The following is a 16,588-nucleotide window of genomic DNA, read 5'->3' as shown; positions in this document are numbered from 1 at the left end:
AGGGGTCTTGAGCCGCTCCGCCGGCAGGATTGCGACGGCCGGGGTGGACGCGAGAGGGCGATGGTGGTGACCGACGGGCAGACGGAGGAGCTGGCGGCCTTGCAGGCCGAGGCCCTGGCGTGGGTCCGGCGCCTGACCTCGGGCGAGGCGACGACGGCCGATGCGGCGGCGCTGCGGCAGTGGTGCGCGCGCAGCCCGGCCCATGCGGCGGCGTTGTCGGAGGCGCGCCAGTTCTGGGATGCGTTCGGTCCGGCTGGCCGCAGCCTGCTCGATGACGAGCGGGCGGCGGCGGATCGCGCGCGGATTGCGACGGCCTCCCGCCGCATCGGCCGGCGGGCGCTGATCGGCGGTGCGCTCGCGGCGTCCGCGGCGGGCGTGTTGGTGGTGCGGCCACCGCTCGGACTGTGGCCGTCGGTGTTCGAGCTGCGCGCCGACTATCGCACCGCCACCGGCGAGCAGCGTCACGTCACGGTCGCCGAAGGCATTTCGGTACAGATGAACACCCGCACCAGCCTGTCGGTCGGTGCCGGATCTGACGCCCGCACGGTGGAGCTGATCGCAGGCGAGGCCTCGTTCAACCTCGCGCAGCAGGCGCGAGCCACAGGCGCAGAGAGCGAAGGGCTGTTCCGCGTCGTCGCCGCCGGCGGCCGCACCACGACGCGCGGTGCGAAGTTCGACGTCCGCATGACCGGCGCGACGGTGTGCGTGACATGCTTTGCCGATGACGTGCGCGTCGAGGTGGGCGCGCAGGCGGTGACGCTGTCATCGCGTCAGCAGGTCGTCTACGGCGCCGACGGCCTGCGCCCGGTGGCGGCGATCGATCCCGCCGTCGTCGCGGCCTGGCAGCAGGGCCTGATCGTCTGCAACATGCAGCCGCTCGCCGAGGTCATCGACGAGCTCAACCGCTATCGTGCCGGACACATCGTCCTGCTCAACGCGGACGCGGGGCGCCTGCCTGTCAACGGCCGCTTCCGCATTGACCGCCCCGACGAGGCGCTCGCGCAGATCGAGCAGGCCTTCGGCGTGCGTCGGCGCGCGCTGCCGGGCGGGGTCGTGCTGCTGTCGTAACGGCGCACGCGATCCCCGCGAGCTGGTTCCCGCGGCGACATCGAACTTTCACAAAACTCCTGTGAGGCTTTGCAGCTCTTGCGGTGTCTCAGCATTGAGGCGTGCGTCGCGCACGCGGAATTGCTGAAAGGACGCGTTATGCCGCTTGTGAATGCAACCTTGCGTGTGAGGCGCTCGCGTCGGTTGCAGCGTCGCGGCCTGGGGGCTGTCCGGCCGTGCAGGGCGACGCGCCCGACGTGTGGCTCTGATCGTTGCTTCGGATGGGGCGCCGGGGCATGAACGCCGTGCCCTCCGTGACCCGAAAGAGTGAAGCTGTCGCCGAGGACGTGAACCCGGCCGAGGCGATCGACTATCAGGTGACGCCGTCGTTCGTGGCTCTGCTGGAGCGGCTCGGCTGCTCGCTGGTGATCACCAATTATCAGTCGAGCACGGTGATGACGTTCTCCAGCCTCGGCGAGGGGCGTCCGCTGCAGATGTTCGCGCGCTTTCCCGCGGCGATGGGGCTGGCGCTCGACGGCGATCGGCTCGCGGTCGCAGCGCGCACCGAGGTGGTCGTGATGACCAACATCCGCAAGCTGGCGCGGGCTCTGCCCAAGTTTCCCGGCGTCTTCGATGGCTACTTCGTGCCGCGGGCGCGCTATCTCACCGGCGAATGCAAGCTGCACGACATGGTGTTCGATGCCAGCGGCATTCTGGCGGTCAACACCGCTTATTCCTGCATCTGCCGGATCGACGGCTTTCACAGCTTCGTGCCGGTGTGGCAGCCATCCTGGATCAGCGAGATTCGTCCCGGTGACCGCTGCCATCTCAACGGCATGGCGGTGGTGGACGGGGAGGTGCGCTATGCCACCGCGCTCGGCACCACCGATACGCCGCGCGGCTGGACCGAGCGCCGACTCGACGGCGGCGTGCTGATGGAGGTGCCGAGCGGGCGCGTGCTCGCCACGGGTTTGTGCATGCCGCATTCGCCGCGGCTGATCGGCGACGACCTTTATATTCTTGAGGCCGGGACCGGCACGCTGCTGCGGATCAATCGCGCGAACGGCGCACGCACGCCGATCGTGACACTGCCAGGATTCGCGCGGGGCGTGGCCGTGCATGGCGGCTACCTGTTCGTTGGCCTGTCGCTGATGCGCGGCAGTCTGCCGTTCGAGGGCCTACCGGTCGAGCGCAGCGGTCGCGAGCTGATCTGTGGCGTGGTGGCGATCGAACTGTCGAGCGGACAGGTGGTGGGCACGCTGCGTTACACCGGCGGCTGCACCGAGATCCATGACATCCAGGTTGCCGCCGGTTTGCGCCGGCTCGGCATCAGCGGCCTCGACACCGATACCGCGACGCTGGCGATCGACATGCCGGAGATCGGCCTCTGGCTCGATCCGCCGCCCAACGATGACGACGCGGCCGTGTCGTCGCCGGCTTCCCTTTCATCTTGACGGGCGCCCGAGCGCCGTCCCTCGCACTGCTTGCCCAGAGGATTTCTCCCATGTCGTTCCGCGCCAAAGCCACCACGGGCGATGCCAAGGTCCGTCGTTCGCGCCGCGTCGTCTCGCGCAGCGCGCCGTTACCCCTGGCGCGGCCGACCGGGCTGATCTCGCGGGCCGCCTTGCTGGCCGGCACTAGCCTGCTGACGCTGCTGGTGGCCGCCGAGCAGGTCTCCGCGGCGCAGCTCGGCGGCGGCGTCGGCATTCCGGCGACGACCTATGTCACGGACGCTGCGGCGCTGGCGGCGCAGCAGGCGGCCGCCGCGGCCCAGCAGGGCCAGAGCGCGATGCGGCGGTCGATCGAGGCGATCCAGGCAATGCAGGGCGCGCAAGCCGCCGCGCGTGCTGCTGCGGCGGCTGCGCAGCGCTCGGCGACGCTGCCGCAGATCACCGTGCCCAATGGCCTTGGTGCAGGCGGCCTGCAGGTCGCGCCCAATGGAACCTGGAGCGGCGCCAATGCGCCGGTGCAGAGCGCGAATGGCAACGGGACAACCGTCACCATCAACCAGACCGCGCCGCAGGCGATCCTGAACTGGCAGACGTTCAATGTCGGCGCGCAGACCACGGTCAACTTCAACCAGCAGGCGGCGAGCTGGACTGCGCTGAACCGCGTCACCGGCAACACGGGCCCGAGCCAGATCCTCGGCCAGATCAATGCGCCGGGGCAGGTGCTGGTGATCAACCAGAACGGCATCATTTTCGGTGGCGCCAGCCAGATCAATGTCGGCTCGCTGATCGCCTCGACCGCGGGCATCACCGACCAGCAGTTCCTCACCAAGGGCATCTATTCGGATACGGGCGGCAGCAATGGCTATCTGCCGAGCTTCACCGGCGCGGGGGCCAAGATCATCGTCGAGAACGGCGCGCTGATCAGCACGAACGCCCCGGCGTCCGTGACCGCCGGCGGCGGCTTCGTGGCGTTGCTCGGCACCGAGGTGCGCAACGGCGGCACCATCGCCACGCCGAAGGGCCAGGCGCTGCTCGCGGCCGGCGACGACTTCGTGCTGCGCGCCGGCTACGGCACCGCGGGCAACCAGTTCTCGACCACCAACGGCAACGAGGTGGCGCCGATCCTCTATGCCGGCAGCGCGAGCGGCACCGTCGGCAACGCCGGCCTGATCCTGTCGCAACAGGGTGACATCACGCTGGCCGGCCGCACTCTGATCCAGGATGGTGCTCTGGTCTCGACGACGTCCGTCAACCAGCGCGGCACCATCCACCTGCTCAACTCGGCGAGCGATGCCAGTGGCAGTGTCACGCTCACCGGCAACAGCCTGAGCGTCATCCTGCCGGAGCGGAGCTCAGCCGATACCGCGCTGAACTCCCAGCGCGATGCGCTGATCGCAGCGTCCGGACCCAACGGGGCAGCCATCGGTCTGTTCGACAATCTGTCGACGGTGAGGGATCGCAAGGACCAGTCCCGTGTCGAGATCGTCACCGGCGGTCTTGTCAACTTCCAGAACGGCTCCGTCACCATGGCCCAGGGCGGCCAGATCGCCGTGTCGGCCGGCAAGCGCGTGTTCACCGAGAACGGCGCGACGCTCGACGTCTCCGGCGTGCGGGGCGTGCTGCTGCCGATGGACGCCAACGCCATCAGCGTCAACATCCAGGGCAACGAGCTGCGCGACTCGCCGCAGAATCGCGACAGCGGGCTGCTGTTCAACCAGAACGTCTGGATCGATGCGCGCAACCTCACGCTGGTGCCGGCCGGCACTGGCGGCTACGCCACGGATCGCTATTATACGGCTGGTGGTCTCCTTGAGGTCTCGGGCTATCTCAGCAACACGCGGCACACCATCGGCGAATGGACCGCGGTCGGCGGCACCATCACGCTGTCGGCGCCGGAGGTGGTGGCGCAGCAGGGCTCGATCTTCAACATCTCCGGTGGTTCGGTCACCTACCAGGGCGGTTTCCTGTCGCAGACCTATGTGCTCGGCAGTGACGGCCGCGTCTACAACATCAACAGTGCCCCGGCCAATCTGACCTATTCCGCGGTGGTGAGCGGCTTTGTGGTGCTGCATAACCAGGGCGGCAAGAACGATCCGAAACTGACCGAGATCTATGCCAGCCCGCTCGGCGTCGGCGGCGGCATCTGGCAGGACGGTTACACCATCGGGCGTGATGCCGGCCAGCTCATCCTGTCGACGCCGACTTCGGTGTTCGAGGGCAAGATCGTCGCCGATGTCGTCACCGGATTGCGGCAGGCCAACGCGCGCGCCGCGGCCGTGACCGACGGCTATAAGCAGACGCAGAACAGCGCACCGCTCGCGGGCACGCTGGCGCTCGGCCAGTACAATACCTACGGCCTGGCCGGTGCCTACAACACCGACGTGAAGTTCGACCGCGTCACGCCGGCCACCAGGCAGATCGGCGCGACCGATGCGCTGTCGGCAGATCGCGCCAACACCGCGTATTTCGATGCGCCGACCCTGAACAGCTATGGTCTCGGCGGCCTCAACATCAACACCGGCAACAAGATTGCGGTCGATGCGCCGCTGAACCTTGCGCCGGGCGCGCAAGTCAAGCTGACCGCGCCGGTCGTGGACATCGCCGCCAATGTGACCGCGCCCTCGGGCAGCGTCCGGATCAGCAACATTCTCAACGGCGCCCAGGGCGATACCGTGCTGACGCCAGCGGTCGGCAACGTCCAGCTGACCCTGGAAACCGGCGTCACCATCGACACGCGCGGCCTGTGGGTCAATGGCGCGGCGGATCCCGCCAGTCTTTCGCAGCTTGCCTTCCTCAACGGTGGCAACGTCACCTTCGACGCCACCGGCAACGTCACGCTCGCGGGCGGCAGCACCATTGACGTGTCGTCCGGCGGCGCCATCCTCGCCAACGGCAAGACGCAGGGCGGCAAGGGCGGCAATGTCACGGTCATCGCCGGCGATACCTTCGGAGGCGACCCAGGGAACGTGACTCTCTCGTTCGGCAGCGCGATCCGTGCCTATGGCGTGACGGGCGGCGGCACACTCACCATTTCCTCGCCCGGCAACATCCTGATTGGCGACAATGCCTCATTGGCGGGCGGCGTGCTGGCGGCCGGCACGGCGGCGCCCGTCGCGCTGAAGCTGACCGCGCCGCTGACCATTCCGGCAGGAACGCCGCTGCCGTTCACGCTGATCGATCGGCACACGGTCCTTACCTACGACGTGCCGACGCCCATCGCTATCGCGATAGGCGACCTGCCCATCGGGCCGACCGCGAAGGGCTGGACGGTGCCGAAGGGCATGCAGTTCGATGCAACGGTCAACGGCGTAAGGCAGACCTATCCGGAGGGCTCTTGGCTGCCGGCCGGTGCGACCATCGTCTATTACCAGGGAAATTTTTCGACCATTCCAGCCGGAACCACTATTCCTTCGAGCGTCTTCTCGAGCGGCTTTCCGATCCAGCCTTATCAGTTGGTCTACACAGCCGGCTCGGTGCAGACGCAGCCCATTACTTACATCACGGGCACCGTGATTCCGATCGGGATAGTCTTGCCGCTGGCAGCCAATGTTGCGCCGGCCAATGTGCTCGGCGTTTCGCTGTTCAGCTCGGGCTTTGCGAACTACGACATCAATGGCGGGTTGGGCGTGCTGGTGAGCGCCGGCACTGCTGTCGCACCCACGATGCCGGTCTACCGCTTCACGGATGCGAGCTTCAGCACGCGCGCCGGCAGCGATCCGGCGTCCGCCCTATCGGTGTGGCTACCTCCGCTGTTCTTGGAAAATCCACAGGCCGCGGCGCTCACGCAGCGCGCCGGCGCAAGCATCGCGCTTCGTTCGGTGGTCAAGTCCGGTAACGGCAGCGGCGGGGCGATCGTGATCGGCGACCGGGCATCGATCGCCGTCGATCCGGGGCAAGGCATCACGCTCGATGCCTTCGGGCAGATCACGGTCAACGGCAATCTGACCGCGCGCGGCGGGACCATCACCATGGTCAACGAGGCCAATGGCGCCGTGGACGCGACACGCAATTTCGACGTGGACGGCAACGCCCGCGGCGTGTCGATCTGGATCGGCGCCGATGCCACACTTGATGTCTCCGGACTGGCCTATCGCGCGACTGACGCCGCGGGGCGGCCCTATGGTGTCGCATCCGATGGCGGCACGATCAGCCTGAACGGCGGCGGCGCGTTCGTGGTCCTGCGTCCGGGCGCCGAGCTCAATGCCGACGGGACGCAGGTTGCGATCGATCTGTCCGCCGGCACGAGGGGCAGCACGCCGTCTCAGCCGCTGAATCTTGCCAGCAACGGCGGCTCGATCTCACTCAGCTCGTGGAGCGGCCTGTATCTCGATGGCGACATTCATGCCGGCGCGGGCGGTACGGGCGCGGCGGGCGGCAGCCTGTCGATCGCGCTCATCACGCCGGTGTTCCCCGACACCAGCTTTCCGCGCGATTCAAGCTGGTCGTTGATCCTGCCGCCGAATGCGATACTTCCCAGCGTGATGACCGTTCAGACGGAGCGGCCGTCGCCATTGTCGGTGGCAAGCATGACGCCGGGGATGCCGACGTCCTCGCTCATCTTCGGCCAGACCACGGTCAGCACCAAAATGGTGAAGGATGGCGGGTTCAGCTCGCTGTCGCTGAGCTCCGGCGACTACATGCAGTTTGCGGGCGATGTCTCGCTCACGCTCGACCGGAGCCTGACGCTCAACGCGGCCGCGTACACGTCGGGACCGGCCGTGGCCGGTGGCCCCGCTCCGTCCGCGCCGCCCGCAAGCGGCACCGTGCGGCTGTCGGCGCCTTACATCCGGCTGCAGGGCAATTACGTCGGCAATCTGGACAACAAGGTAACCGGCACCATTCAAAACCCGCCGCCGTCCGGATCACCGACCATCGCCACCTTCGAGGCGGATGCCAACCAGATCGACATCCAGGGCCTGGTCGCCTTCTCGGCGGCGGCGCCGAACAGCATGCGCGCGCCCGGCTTCTCTTCGGTCAGGCTGGTCAGCCAGGGGGACATTCGTTTCCTGTCGACCACGGCTCCGCAGGGGACGATGCTCCAGACGGACTGGAATCTGGATCTGATTGCGGCGCAGATCTATCCGGCGACGAACGTCGTCGCCACGGTCTATGTCGGACAGAACAATATCAGCTACGACCCGGACAGTCCGCCGACCCTGACCATCGGCCGGAGCACCGCGACCATTCCGGATGCACCTCTGTCCGTGTTCGGCAGCCTGACGCTTGGCGCGCGGGTCATCGAGCAGGGGGGTGTCCTTCGGGCTCCGTTCGGCAGCATCCAGCTCGGCCAATTCATGTCGGGGTCCGCGCGGGCGATGGTGTCGCAACGGGTCGACCTGCTGCCGGGCAGCCTCACTTCCGTCTCGATGGCGGGCGTGACCATTCCTTACGGCGGCACGCAGGACGGCGTGACCTATACCTACAACGGGGCCGGCGCCACGTCGAAGCCCCTGACGAACATGGGCACCCAGGCGTCCGGCATCACGATCGACACGCAATTCGGCAACGTCCAGAGCGGGGCGATCCTGGATCTGTCGGGGGGCGGCACGCTTGCCGGCGCCGGGTTCGTCTCGGGACGCGGCGGGTCGGTCAACGTGCTGAACACGCCGCTGGCCAGCGCCAATCCGGCGATGACGCTGAGCAAGGCCTCGGACAAGGTCTATGCCATCGTGCCGGGCTATGGTTCGGCATACGCCCCCGTTGCTTCCGAAAACGGTGCGGGCGACCCGGCGATCGGCCAGCAGATCACGATCCCCGCGGGCGTGCCGGGCCTGCCGGCCGGCACCTACACGCTGCTGCCGTCCAACTACGCGCTGCTGCCGGGCGCCTATCGCGTCGAGCTTGGCGCGCCCACCACCACGCCGGTCCCGGGGGCGGTCGCCACCGGCAACGGCACCTATGTGACCTCGGCCTATACCGGCATCGCCAACACCGGCATCCGCAGCAGCCTGACGTCGCTTGCCCTGGTCACGCCGGGAACGTCGGTTCGCCGCTATTCCCAGTACAACGAGCAGAGCTACAGCGACTTCATGGTCGCCCAAGCGGCGCAGTTCGGCAACATACGCCCGCTGCTGCCCGCCGACGGCAAGACCTTGTTCCTGCAGTTCGAGACGCCGACGCAACAGCTTTCGGGATCCGCGCTGGCGTTCGACGGCACCGCTCTGTTCCAGGCCGGAGCAGGTGGCGCCGCAGGGCAGGCGTTGCTCAAGAACGTCGGTGAAATCTATGCGGATGCGCCGACGCAGGGCTTTGCCAATCCGTCGGTGCGTGCGTCCGATCTCAATGCCATCGCGGCGCCGCGCCTCCTGATCAACGGCCTGGCGGCGATCATCGATGGCGTCATGGTATTGTCGGGTGGCAGCGATCTGTTCATTCGCGATGGCGTCACGCTCAGGGCTGGCGAGCTGTTCCTGATCGGCGGAAATATCAGCATCGGCAACAATGTGGCGCTGACGACCGTCGGCCAGGGGCCCGCGCCTTACGATTCCGCCTCGCTCGGCGTCGGCTATGGGACCAGCGTGGGCACGACCGTGCTGGCGCTGTCGAATGGCGACCTCCAATTCCTGGGTTCGAAGGGAACAGGAGCGATCACGGTCGGGGCCGGATCGCAGCTCTATTCCGAGGGAACGTTGGCGTTCGCCACCAATGGCGTGTCCACCCTCGATCCATCGGCCCACTTCGGCTCGCGCAACATCACGCTCGCGGTCGGCACGATCAACATCGGCGATGATGCCACCATCGCGGCGGCCGGATCTCCGGCGGGGCTGCTGTTCAACCAGGCGCTGTTCAACACGCTGGTCAATGGCGACCCGACCCACGGTGCGCCGGCGCTGCAGACCATCACGCTGGCCGCAGCCAATGCCATCAATGTGTTCGGCTCGACCGGCCTCGATGCGACCGCGGCGGGGATCAACCTCACCTTCAACACGCCGGCGATCTACGGCTATGGCTCGGCCGGCGACAGCGCGACCATCGCCGCCGGCAGGATCGCCTGGAACGGCATCACCGGCGCGACGCTCCCGCCGGTGCTTGCGGGAGGGGCAGGGACCGGGAGCGGGACGCTCAATCTTGTCGCGAATGAGATTGACTTCGGCAAGTTCGTCTCACTCGACACCACCTCGGCGAGCCGGGTCATCTACGGCTTCGGCAACGTCAACCTTGTCGCCCGCACGCAGATCGTCTCGGCCGGCAACAGCTCGCTGTTCGTCTACCAGGCGCCAAGCACCGCGGCAGGCGCGGTGTTCGGCCAGAGCGGCACCGGCGGCAACCTGACCTTGTCGACGCCGCTGCTCACCGGCGTGCAGAAGTCGATCATGGCCTATGCGGCAGGCGGCGCGCTCAATGTCGTCACCCCCGCGGGTCTCGCGCCGAGCACCGCAAGCTCCACGGTGTCGGGCGCCGAGATCGACCTTAGCGGTGACAGCGTCGCCATCGCCAGCACCATCCTGCTGCCCAGCGGCAAGCTGGTGGTCAATGCCACCAACGACATCACTCTGAACGCCGGCAGCCGCCTCGACTTGTCAGGCCAGCCGTCGATGATCCAGCGCGCGACCGTCTACGGTTTCGGCGGCGCCGTCATCCTCAACAGCGTGCAGGGCAATGTGACCCAGGCGGCTGGATCGGTGATCGATGTCTCGGCGATCCATGCCAATGCCGGCTCGATCACCGTCAATGCCGGCAATGGAGCGGTCGCGTTCGGTGGCGCTTTGAACGGTGCCGCCACCGCCGGGGCCACCAGCGGCGCGTTCAGCGTCACCGCCGGTACGCTCGCCGATTTCGCCGGCCTCAACGCCACGCTCAACCAGGGCGGCTTCTTCGACAGCCGCAGCTTCGATATCAAGTCCGGCGATCTTGTCATCGGCGACGGCGTCAGGGCGCACAACATCACCGTCTCGGTCGATGGCGGCAGCCTCACCGTTGTCGGCACCATCGATGCATCGGGCGCGATGCCCGGCACCATCCGCCTGTCGGCCATCAACGGCCTGACGCTGGCCTCGACCGCGGTGCTCGACGCCCACGGTACCGTGCTGCAGGTCGACAGCTACCGCCAGCCGATCGAGGCCAAGAACCGCGGCCATGTCGAACTGACCGCGACCCGCGGTCAGCTCGTGCTGGCGGGCGGCGCGACCATCGACCTGTCAACGCCGGACGGCGTCGCCTATGGCGAGATCAATCTCAATGCCTCGCGCACCGGCGAAACATCGGGCGACATCAACATCAATGCGTCTGGTCTGCTCAACATCCGCGGTGCGCAGAGCATCGCGGTCAACGGCTTCTGGACGTATGCGCCGACCGATGCCTACGGCACCATCGTCCAGGACAATGGCGACACCAGTCCGGTGTCGGTCTCGACGGGCTTTGTCGGCCTCAACCAGATCGACGTACAAAATCAGGCTTTCATGACCGCGGCGCTTGCCAACGGCGGCCTGCAGGGGCGTCTTGCGGGATTGAGAGCTTACACGTCTGCCTTCCATCTGCGCCCCGGCGTCGAGATCGACGGTGTTCCCAGCGCAGCGAACCCGACCGGCACCCTGACAGTGGCCGGCGATCTCGATCTCGCCGGCCTGCGCTACCAGAGCATCAACCCGAATTTCCAGAAGACCGGCGTTTATGGCTCAGGTGAGCCTGGCGCGCTGGTGCTGCGGGCCAGCGGCAATCTCGATATCGTCGGCAGCGTTTCCGACGGCTTTATGCCTGCGCCGACGCCCGCATCGCCGGACGACAACAGCTGGCTGCTCTGGACCGGCGTGCAGAGGGGCAGCGTGGAGACGTTGCTGCCGTTGGTGCTCAGCAGCGGCACCAGCTTCCCCAACACTGCAGGGTTGTCGCTGCGCTATGCGATCAATATCAACCCGGCGACCATCAGCGCCAATACCGCGATCCCGGTCCCGGTGACGCTGGCGGCCGGTGTGACGCTGCCCGCGGGCACGCGGCTCACCGGTAACGTGCTCGATGGCAGCGGCAACGTGCTGTATCCGGCCGGCACGGTGCTCGGATCGGCGACGACGATCCCGGCGGGCGCGCAGCTTGCTTCGGGTTCTGTGCTGCCGACAACCGTCAGCATCACCGCGATGACCTGGCCCGCCGGAGTTTCGCTTGGCGTGTTCACGGCGGCGGTGACGACCAACAGCGACACCCATGTGCCGTTCGAGGGGATCATCCCGGTCGGCACCAACGTGCAAATGGCGAGCTCGACCGCTCCGACCCGCCTGCAAGGCGGGCTCGTGGCCATCGCGCCGATGCTGCCACAGGGCTCACTGTCATGGTCTGTCCGCGGCGTTGCCGGCGCCGACCTTGCGGCTGCCGACACGCGCATCGTCCGCCCGGCGAGCGGCCTCAAGGCGTCGGGTGTCAGCGGCAATCTCACGCTCACGGACGCTCATAGCGCTGTCAAGCACACCAAGAGCTATTTCTACTATTATGGAGGCACCAGATATAGCGCGAACGGCCCTAACGACTATGGGTGCTCGCACTACGGCAACACGGCTTGCGTCGTGGTCGACAATTCGACATTGCTTGGCATGGTGCCCAGTGTGCTGCGGACGGGGACGGGAAATCTCGACCTGATCGCCGGTGGCAGCTTCAGCGAGCAATCGCTCTATGGCGTCTATACCGCCGGCACGCAGTCGGCGCCGGTCACGGCGTCCGATGGCAGCAATCCCTTCAACCAGCCGCGCGGCTTGCAAAACGATGGCACGTTGCTTGGCGCAAGCAACGCCGGCAAGGCGGCAGTCGCACAGGCCGCATATCAAGCCTGGTATCCCGAGCATGGCGGCGACGTGCTGGTCTCCGCCCAGGGCGACGTCACCGGCAACATCGCGGTCTCCGATAACACCATCCGCTGGGCCGACACCGACCGAACTGGCAACTGGCTGTGGCGGCAGGGCGGTGGCGGCTTCGCCACGCAGCCGACGTCGTGGTGGATCAATTTCGGCACCTATGCCGCGACAAACGGCAGTGCGACGTCCCCGGACGCCAGCGTGGTCGGCTTCCAGGGCATCGGTACGCTCGGCGGCGGCAACCTGACGGTTATCGCGGGGCGAAACGCGGGGGTGCTGAACCTCAATAGCGTCAACGGTTCGACTGGCCTCGATCTCGCCGTCGCGTCCACCGGACGCGTGCTGTCGGATGGAACGCTGGTGCAGACCGGCGGCGGCGATCTCGTCGTGAAGATCGGTGGCGTGCTCAATCCAGTCATTCCCACCGGCCCGTCGGGTCTGCGGGCCGACTATTTCGGATCGATCGCCGATTTGCGCGGCAACATCACGATCACTGCGGGTGCGGTCGGCGCGCTCGCTCAAGCCACCAGCGGCGCCTATTTCTCGTCGCTGGATCCGCGCGCGCTCGACGCCAACACGTTCAGACGTTCGCTCAAAACGCCTGGTCCGATGGTGACGCCGGGCGACGGCAACGTCAGTATCGTCACCCGCGGGGATCTCGTTCTCGGCGGTGCTGCGGATGCCGGCATGGGCGTGCCGGTCGACCAGAACGGCACGCCCTACACGCTCAGCGCGAACGGGACGTTCTATGCCGGCGGGGGGGCTTCGAGCTTTGCCTTGTGGACCCCCGCGACGTCGATCAGCCTGTACGCGGCTGGCGGCGACGTCGCGCCCTTGAACGTCAACAATGCGGGGCAGGGCGCCACGCAGAACGGCAATGGCTTCTATCCCGGCACGCTGATCGTGGCGGCTGCCAATGGCAATATCCGCTTCGCAGAGCCCTGGTCCGGGCTCTCCTTCCCGGCCATCGAGCTGATGCCGTCGCCGTTCGGCCAGCTCGAATTGCTGGCGGCCGGCTCGATCTATGGCTCGACCCAGGTCGTGGCCATGTCCGGTGCGGCGATGAGCAGCGTGGCCACCCCGTTCCATCCGGTTTTTGCCCAGACCTTTGGCAATGTGGCCGCGGGCACGACCAACGCCAGTCCGGACTCGGGCTATGCCATGACCGGGACCAGCCCGATCGCGTTCGGGCCGGATACCGCGACCAACCTGCATGCCGGTGACACGCGGCCGGCGCTGATCTACGCCGGTGTCGATATCGTCGACCTGATTGTTGGCCAGGCCTTGCAGAACTTCCCGACGCTCGACTTCAGGCCGGCGCTGACGACATGGTACACGGTCGCCAAGCCGTTCCAGATGATCGCGGGGCGCGACATCGTGGGCACAGGGACGACGCCGGATGTGTTCTTCAACGTCGGACCGAACGACATTTCGCTGATCCGGGCCGGGCGCGACATCATCTATCAGTCGGTGACGATCGCCGGTCCGGGATTGCTCGATGTGGAAGCGGGCCGCAACCTGTATCAGGGATATTACGGCACGCTGGCGAGCGTCGGCGACCTGCTCAACAGCTCGCTGAGCAAGTCCAACGGTGCGGGCATCACGACAGTCGTCGGCGCCGGCGCCAACGGTCCTGATTATGCCGCCTTCGCAAAATTGTACTTCAATGCAGCCAATCAGTTGCCCGGCGATGGCACGGCGCTCGCCGGCAGCGGCAAGGTGGTGCACGCCTACGACCAGGAGTTGCTGACGTGGCTGCAGCAGCGCTTCGGTTACAAGGGAACAGCAGCTGACGCGCTGAGCTATTTCCTGGCCCTCCCGGCGGAGCAGCAAGGTGTATTCGTCCGGCAGGTCTATTACGCCGAGCTGACCGCCAGCGGTCGCGAATACAACGACCCGACGAGCAAGCGCTACGGCAGCTATCTCCGCGGCCGTGAGGCCATTGCAACGCTGTTCCCGAGTGTCGACGGCCAAGGCAAGCCGATCACCTACGCCGGTGGCATCACGATGTTCAGCGGTCTGGCACCCAACGGTTCGGGCGGGACATTCCTCGCCGATGCCGGCATCCGGACGGAGTTCGGCGGGGACATCCAGATCCTGGCGCCGGGCGGGCAGACGCTCGTCGGCGTGGAAGGCGTCACGCCCGGCGCCAAGGCCGGCCTCATCACCCAAGGCGCGGGCAGCATCGACATCTACTCGCTCGGCAGCGTGCTGCTCGGACAGAGCCGTGTCATGACCACGTTCGGCGGTGACATCCTGGTGTGGTCGGCGACCGGCGACATCAACGCCGGCCGCGGCTCGAAGACGACGACGATCTTCTCGCCGCCGAAGCGCGTCTACGACGGCTATGGCAATGTGACGCTGGCGCCGACGGCGCCGGCATCCGGCGCCGGGTTCGCGACGCTGCAGCCGCTGCCGCAGGTGTCCCGCGGCAATATCGATCTGGTGGCGCCGCTCGGCACCATCGACCTCGGCGAGGCGGGTGTCCGCTTCTCCGGCAATCTCAACCTCGCTGCGCTGCAGGTGCTGAATGCCGCCAACATCAGCGGGCAGGGGACGGTTACCGGGGTCGCCACCGTTCAGGGACCGCCGACCGCGGCGCTGACGGCAGCTTCCAATACGACGGCTGCAACCCAGCAGGCGGCGGCGCCGCCGCCGCGCAACGATGGCCAGCCATCGATCATCATGGTCGAGGTGCTGGGCTATGGCGGCGGTGACGGATCGGCGTCGCCGAAGCGCGATGACGATGATCGGAAGCGTTCGCGCGACCAGAGCTACAACACCAACAGCGTGCTGCAGCTGGTCGGCAACGGTACGCTGTCACCGATCCAGCAGGAGGCGCTGACGGAGGAGGAGCGGCGCAACCTCGCCGCGCGCTGATCGATCAAGACGCAGGGCCGGACGTGCTGCGTCCGGCCCTTTGGAGCGTCGTCGAGGGATGGTGTTCGGCTGACCGGCAGCAACGCCGGCTGACGATCAGTCGAAAAAGCGGTTCTTCGGCCGCGGCAGGCCGAGATGCTCGCGCAGCGTCGCGCCCTCGTAGTCGCGGCGGAAGATGCCGCGGCGCTGCAGTTCCGGCACGACGCGATTGACGAAGTCGTCGAGGCCTTCCGGCAGGTAGGGGAACATGATGTTGAAGCCGTCGCTGGCTTCGCTCACCAGCCATTCCTCCATCTGGTCGGCAATGGTCTTCGGCGTGCCGATGAACTTCAGGCCGGAATAGCCGCCGAGCCGGCGGGCTAGCTGGCGCACCGTGAGATTGTCGCGCCGCGCTGCCTCGACGACGCGGGCGCGGCCGCTCTGGCTGGCGTTGGTCTCCGGAATCTCGGGCAGCGGGCCGTCGGGATCGAAGCCCGAGGCGTCGTGCCCCAGTGCGATCGACAGCGAGGCGATGCCGGAATCGTAGTGCACCCTGCTGTCGAGCAGGGCGAGCCTTTCACGCGCCTCCTCGTCGCTGTCGGCGACCAGCACGAAGGCGCCGGGCAGGATCTTGAGATGGTCGCGGTCGCGGCCGAGCTTGTCGAGGCGGCCCTTGACGTCGGCGTAGAACTGCTGGCCGGCGGCAATGTTGGCGGAAGCGCCGAAGATCACTTCCGCGGTCTCGGCGGCGAGCTGCCTGCCGGCTTCCGATGCGCCGGCCTGCACGATCACTGGCCAGCCCTGCACCGGGCGCGCGATGTTGAGCGGACCGCGCACTGACAGATACTTGCCCTTGTGATTGAGGACATGCATGCGCTGTGGATCAACGTAGATGCCGCTCTCGACGTCGCGGACGAAGGCATCGTCGGCGAAGGAATCCCACAGGCCGGTGACGACATCGTAGAACTCGCGGGCGCGGCGGTAGCGCTCGTCATGCTCCATGTGGTCGTCGAGGCCGAAGTTCAGCGCGGCGTCAGGATTGGAGGTGGTGACGATATTCCAGCCGGCGCGGCCGCCACTGATATGGTCGAGCGAGGCGAAGCGCCGGGCGATGTGATAGGGCTCGTCAAATGTTGTTGATGCTGTGGCGACGAGGCCGATGCGCTCGGTCGCGCCCGACAGTGCCGAGAGCAAGGTGAACGGTTCGAACGACGTCACCGTGTGGCTGCGCTTGAGCGCGTTGATCGGCATGTTGAGCACGGCCAGATGGTCGGCCATGAAGAACGCATCGAATTTTCCACGCTCGAGCGTCTGGATGAAACGTTTGATGTGCGAAAGGTTGAAATTCGCGTCGGGAAACGCGCCAGGATAGCGCCAGGCGCCGGTGTGAATGCTGATCGGGCGCATGAACGCGCCGAGGTGCAGTTGACGTTGGCCGGCCATCCAGAATTC

Annotated in this window: 4 protein-coding genes; 3 read left to right on the top strand and 1 reads right to left on the bottom strand. The window is 67.0% G+C overall.

The window, feature by feature from the left end; genetic code table 11:
- Positions 1-60: 60 nt before the first annotated feature.
- From JQ639_RS13210 to JQ639_RS13200, 3 genes are all read left to right on the top strand, one after another.
- Complete coding sequence (locus JQ639_RS13210) at positions 61-1,068, top strand: FecR family protein (protein ID WP_211970860.1); 1,008 nt, start codon at positions 61-63, stop codon at positions 1,066-1,068.
- 293 nt (positions 1,069-1,361) lie between these two features.
- Complete coding sequence (locus JQ639_RS13205) at positions 1,362-2,501, top strand: TIGR03032 family protein (RefSeq protein WP_211970862.1); 1,140 nt, start codon at positions 1,362-1,364, stop codon at positions 2,499-2,501.
- Positions 2,502-2,551: 50 nt separating this feature from the next.
- Positions 2,552-15,157: a filamentous hemagglutinin family protein gene (locus JQ639_RS13200; RefSeq protein ID WP_211970871.1), complete on the top strand. Its 12,606-nt coding sequence runs from the start codon at positions 2,552-2,554 to the stop codon at positions 15,155-15,157.
- A gap of 96 nt (positions 15,158-15,253) precedes the next feature.
- On the opposite strand, the gene JQ639_RS13195 is transcribed toward JQ639_RS13200, so the two are convergent.
- Positions 15,254-16,579: an LLM class flavin-dependent oxidoreductase gene (locus JQ639_RS13195; RefSeq protein WP_211970873.1), complete on the bottom strand. Its 1,326-nt coding sequence runs from the start codon at positions 16,577-16,579 to the stop codon at positions 15,254-15,256.
- Between the last annotated feature and the right edge of the window lie 9 nt (positions 16,580-16,588).

This window comes from Bradyrhizobium sp. U87765 SZCCT0048, from assembly GCF_018131225.1.
Classification (GTDB): domain Bacteria; phylum Pseudomonadota; class Alphaproteobacteria; order Rhizobiales; family Xanthobacteraceae; genus Bradyrhizobium_A.
This window is presented reverse-complemented; position numbering and strand designations above follow the sequence as displayed.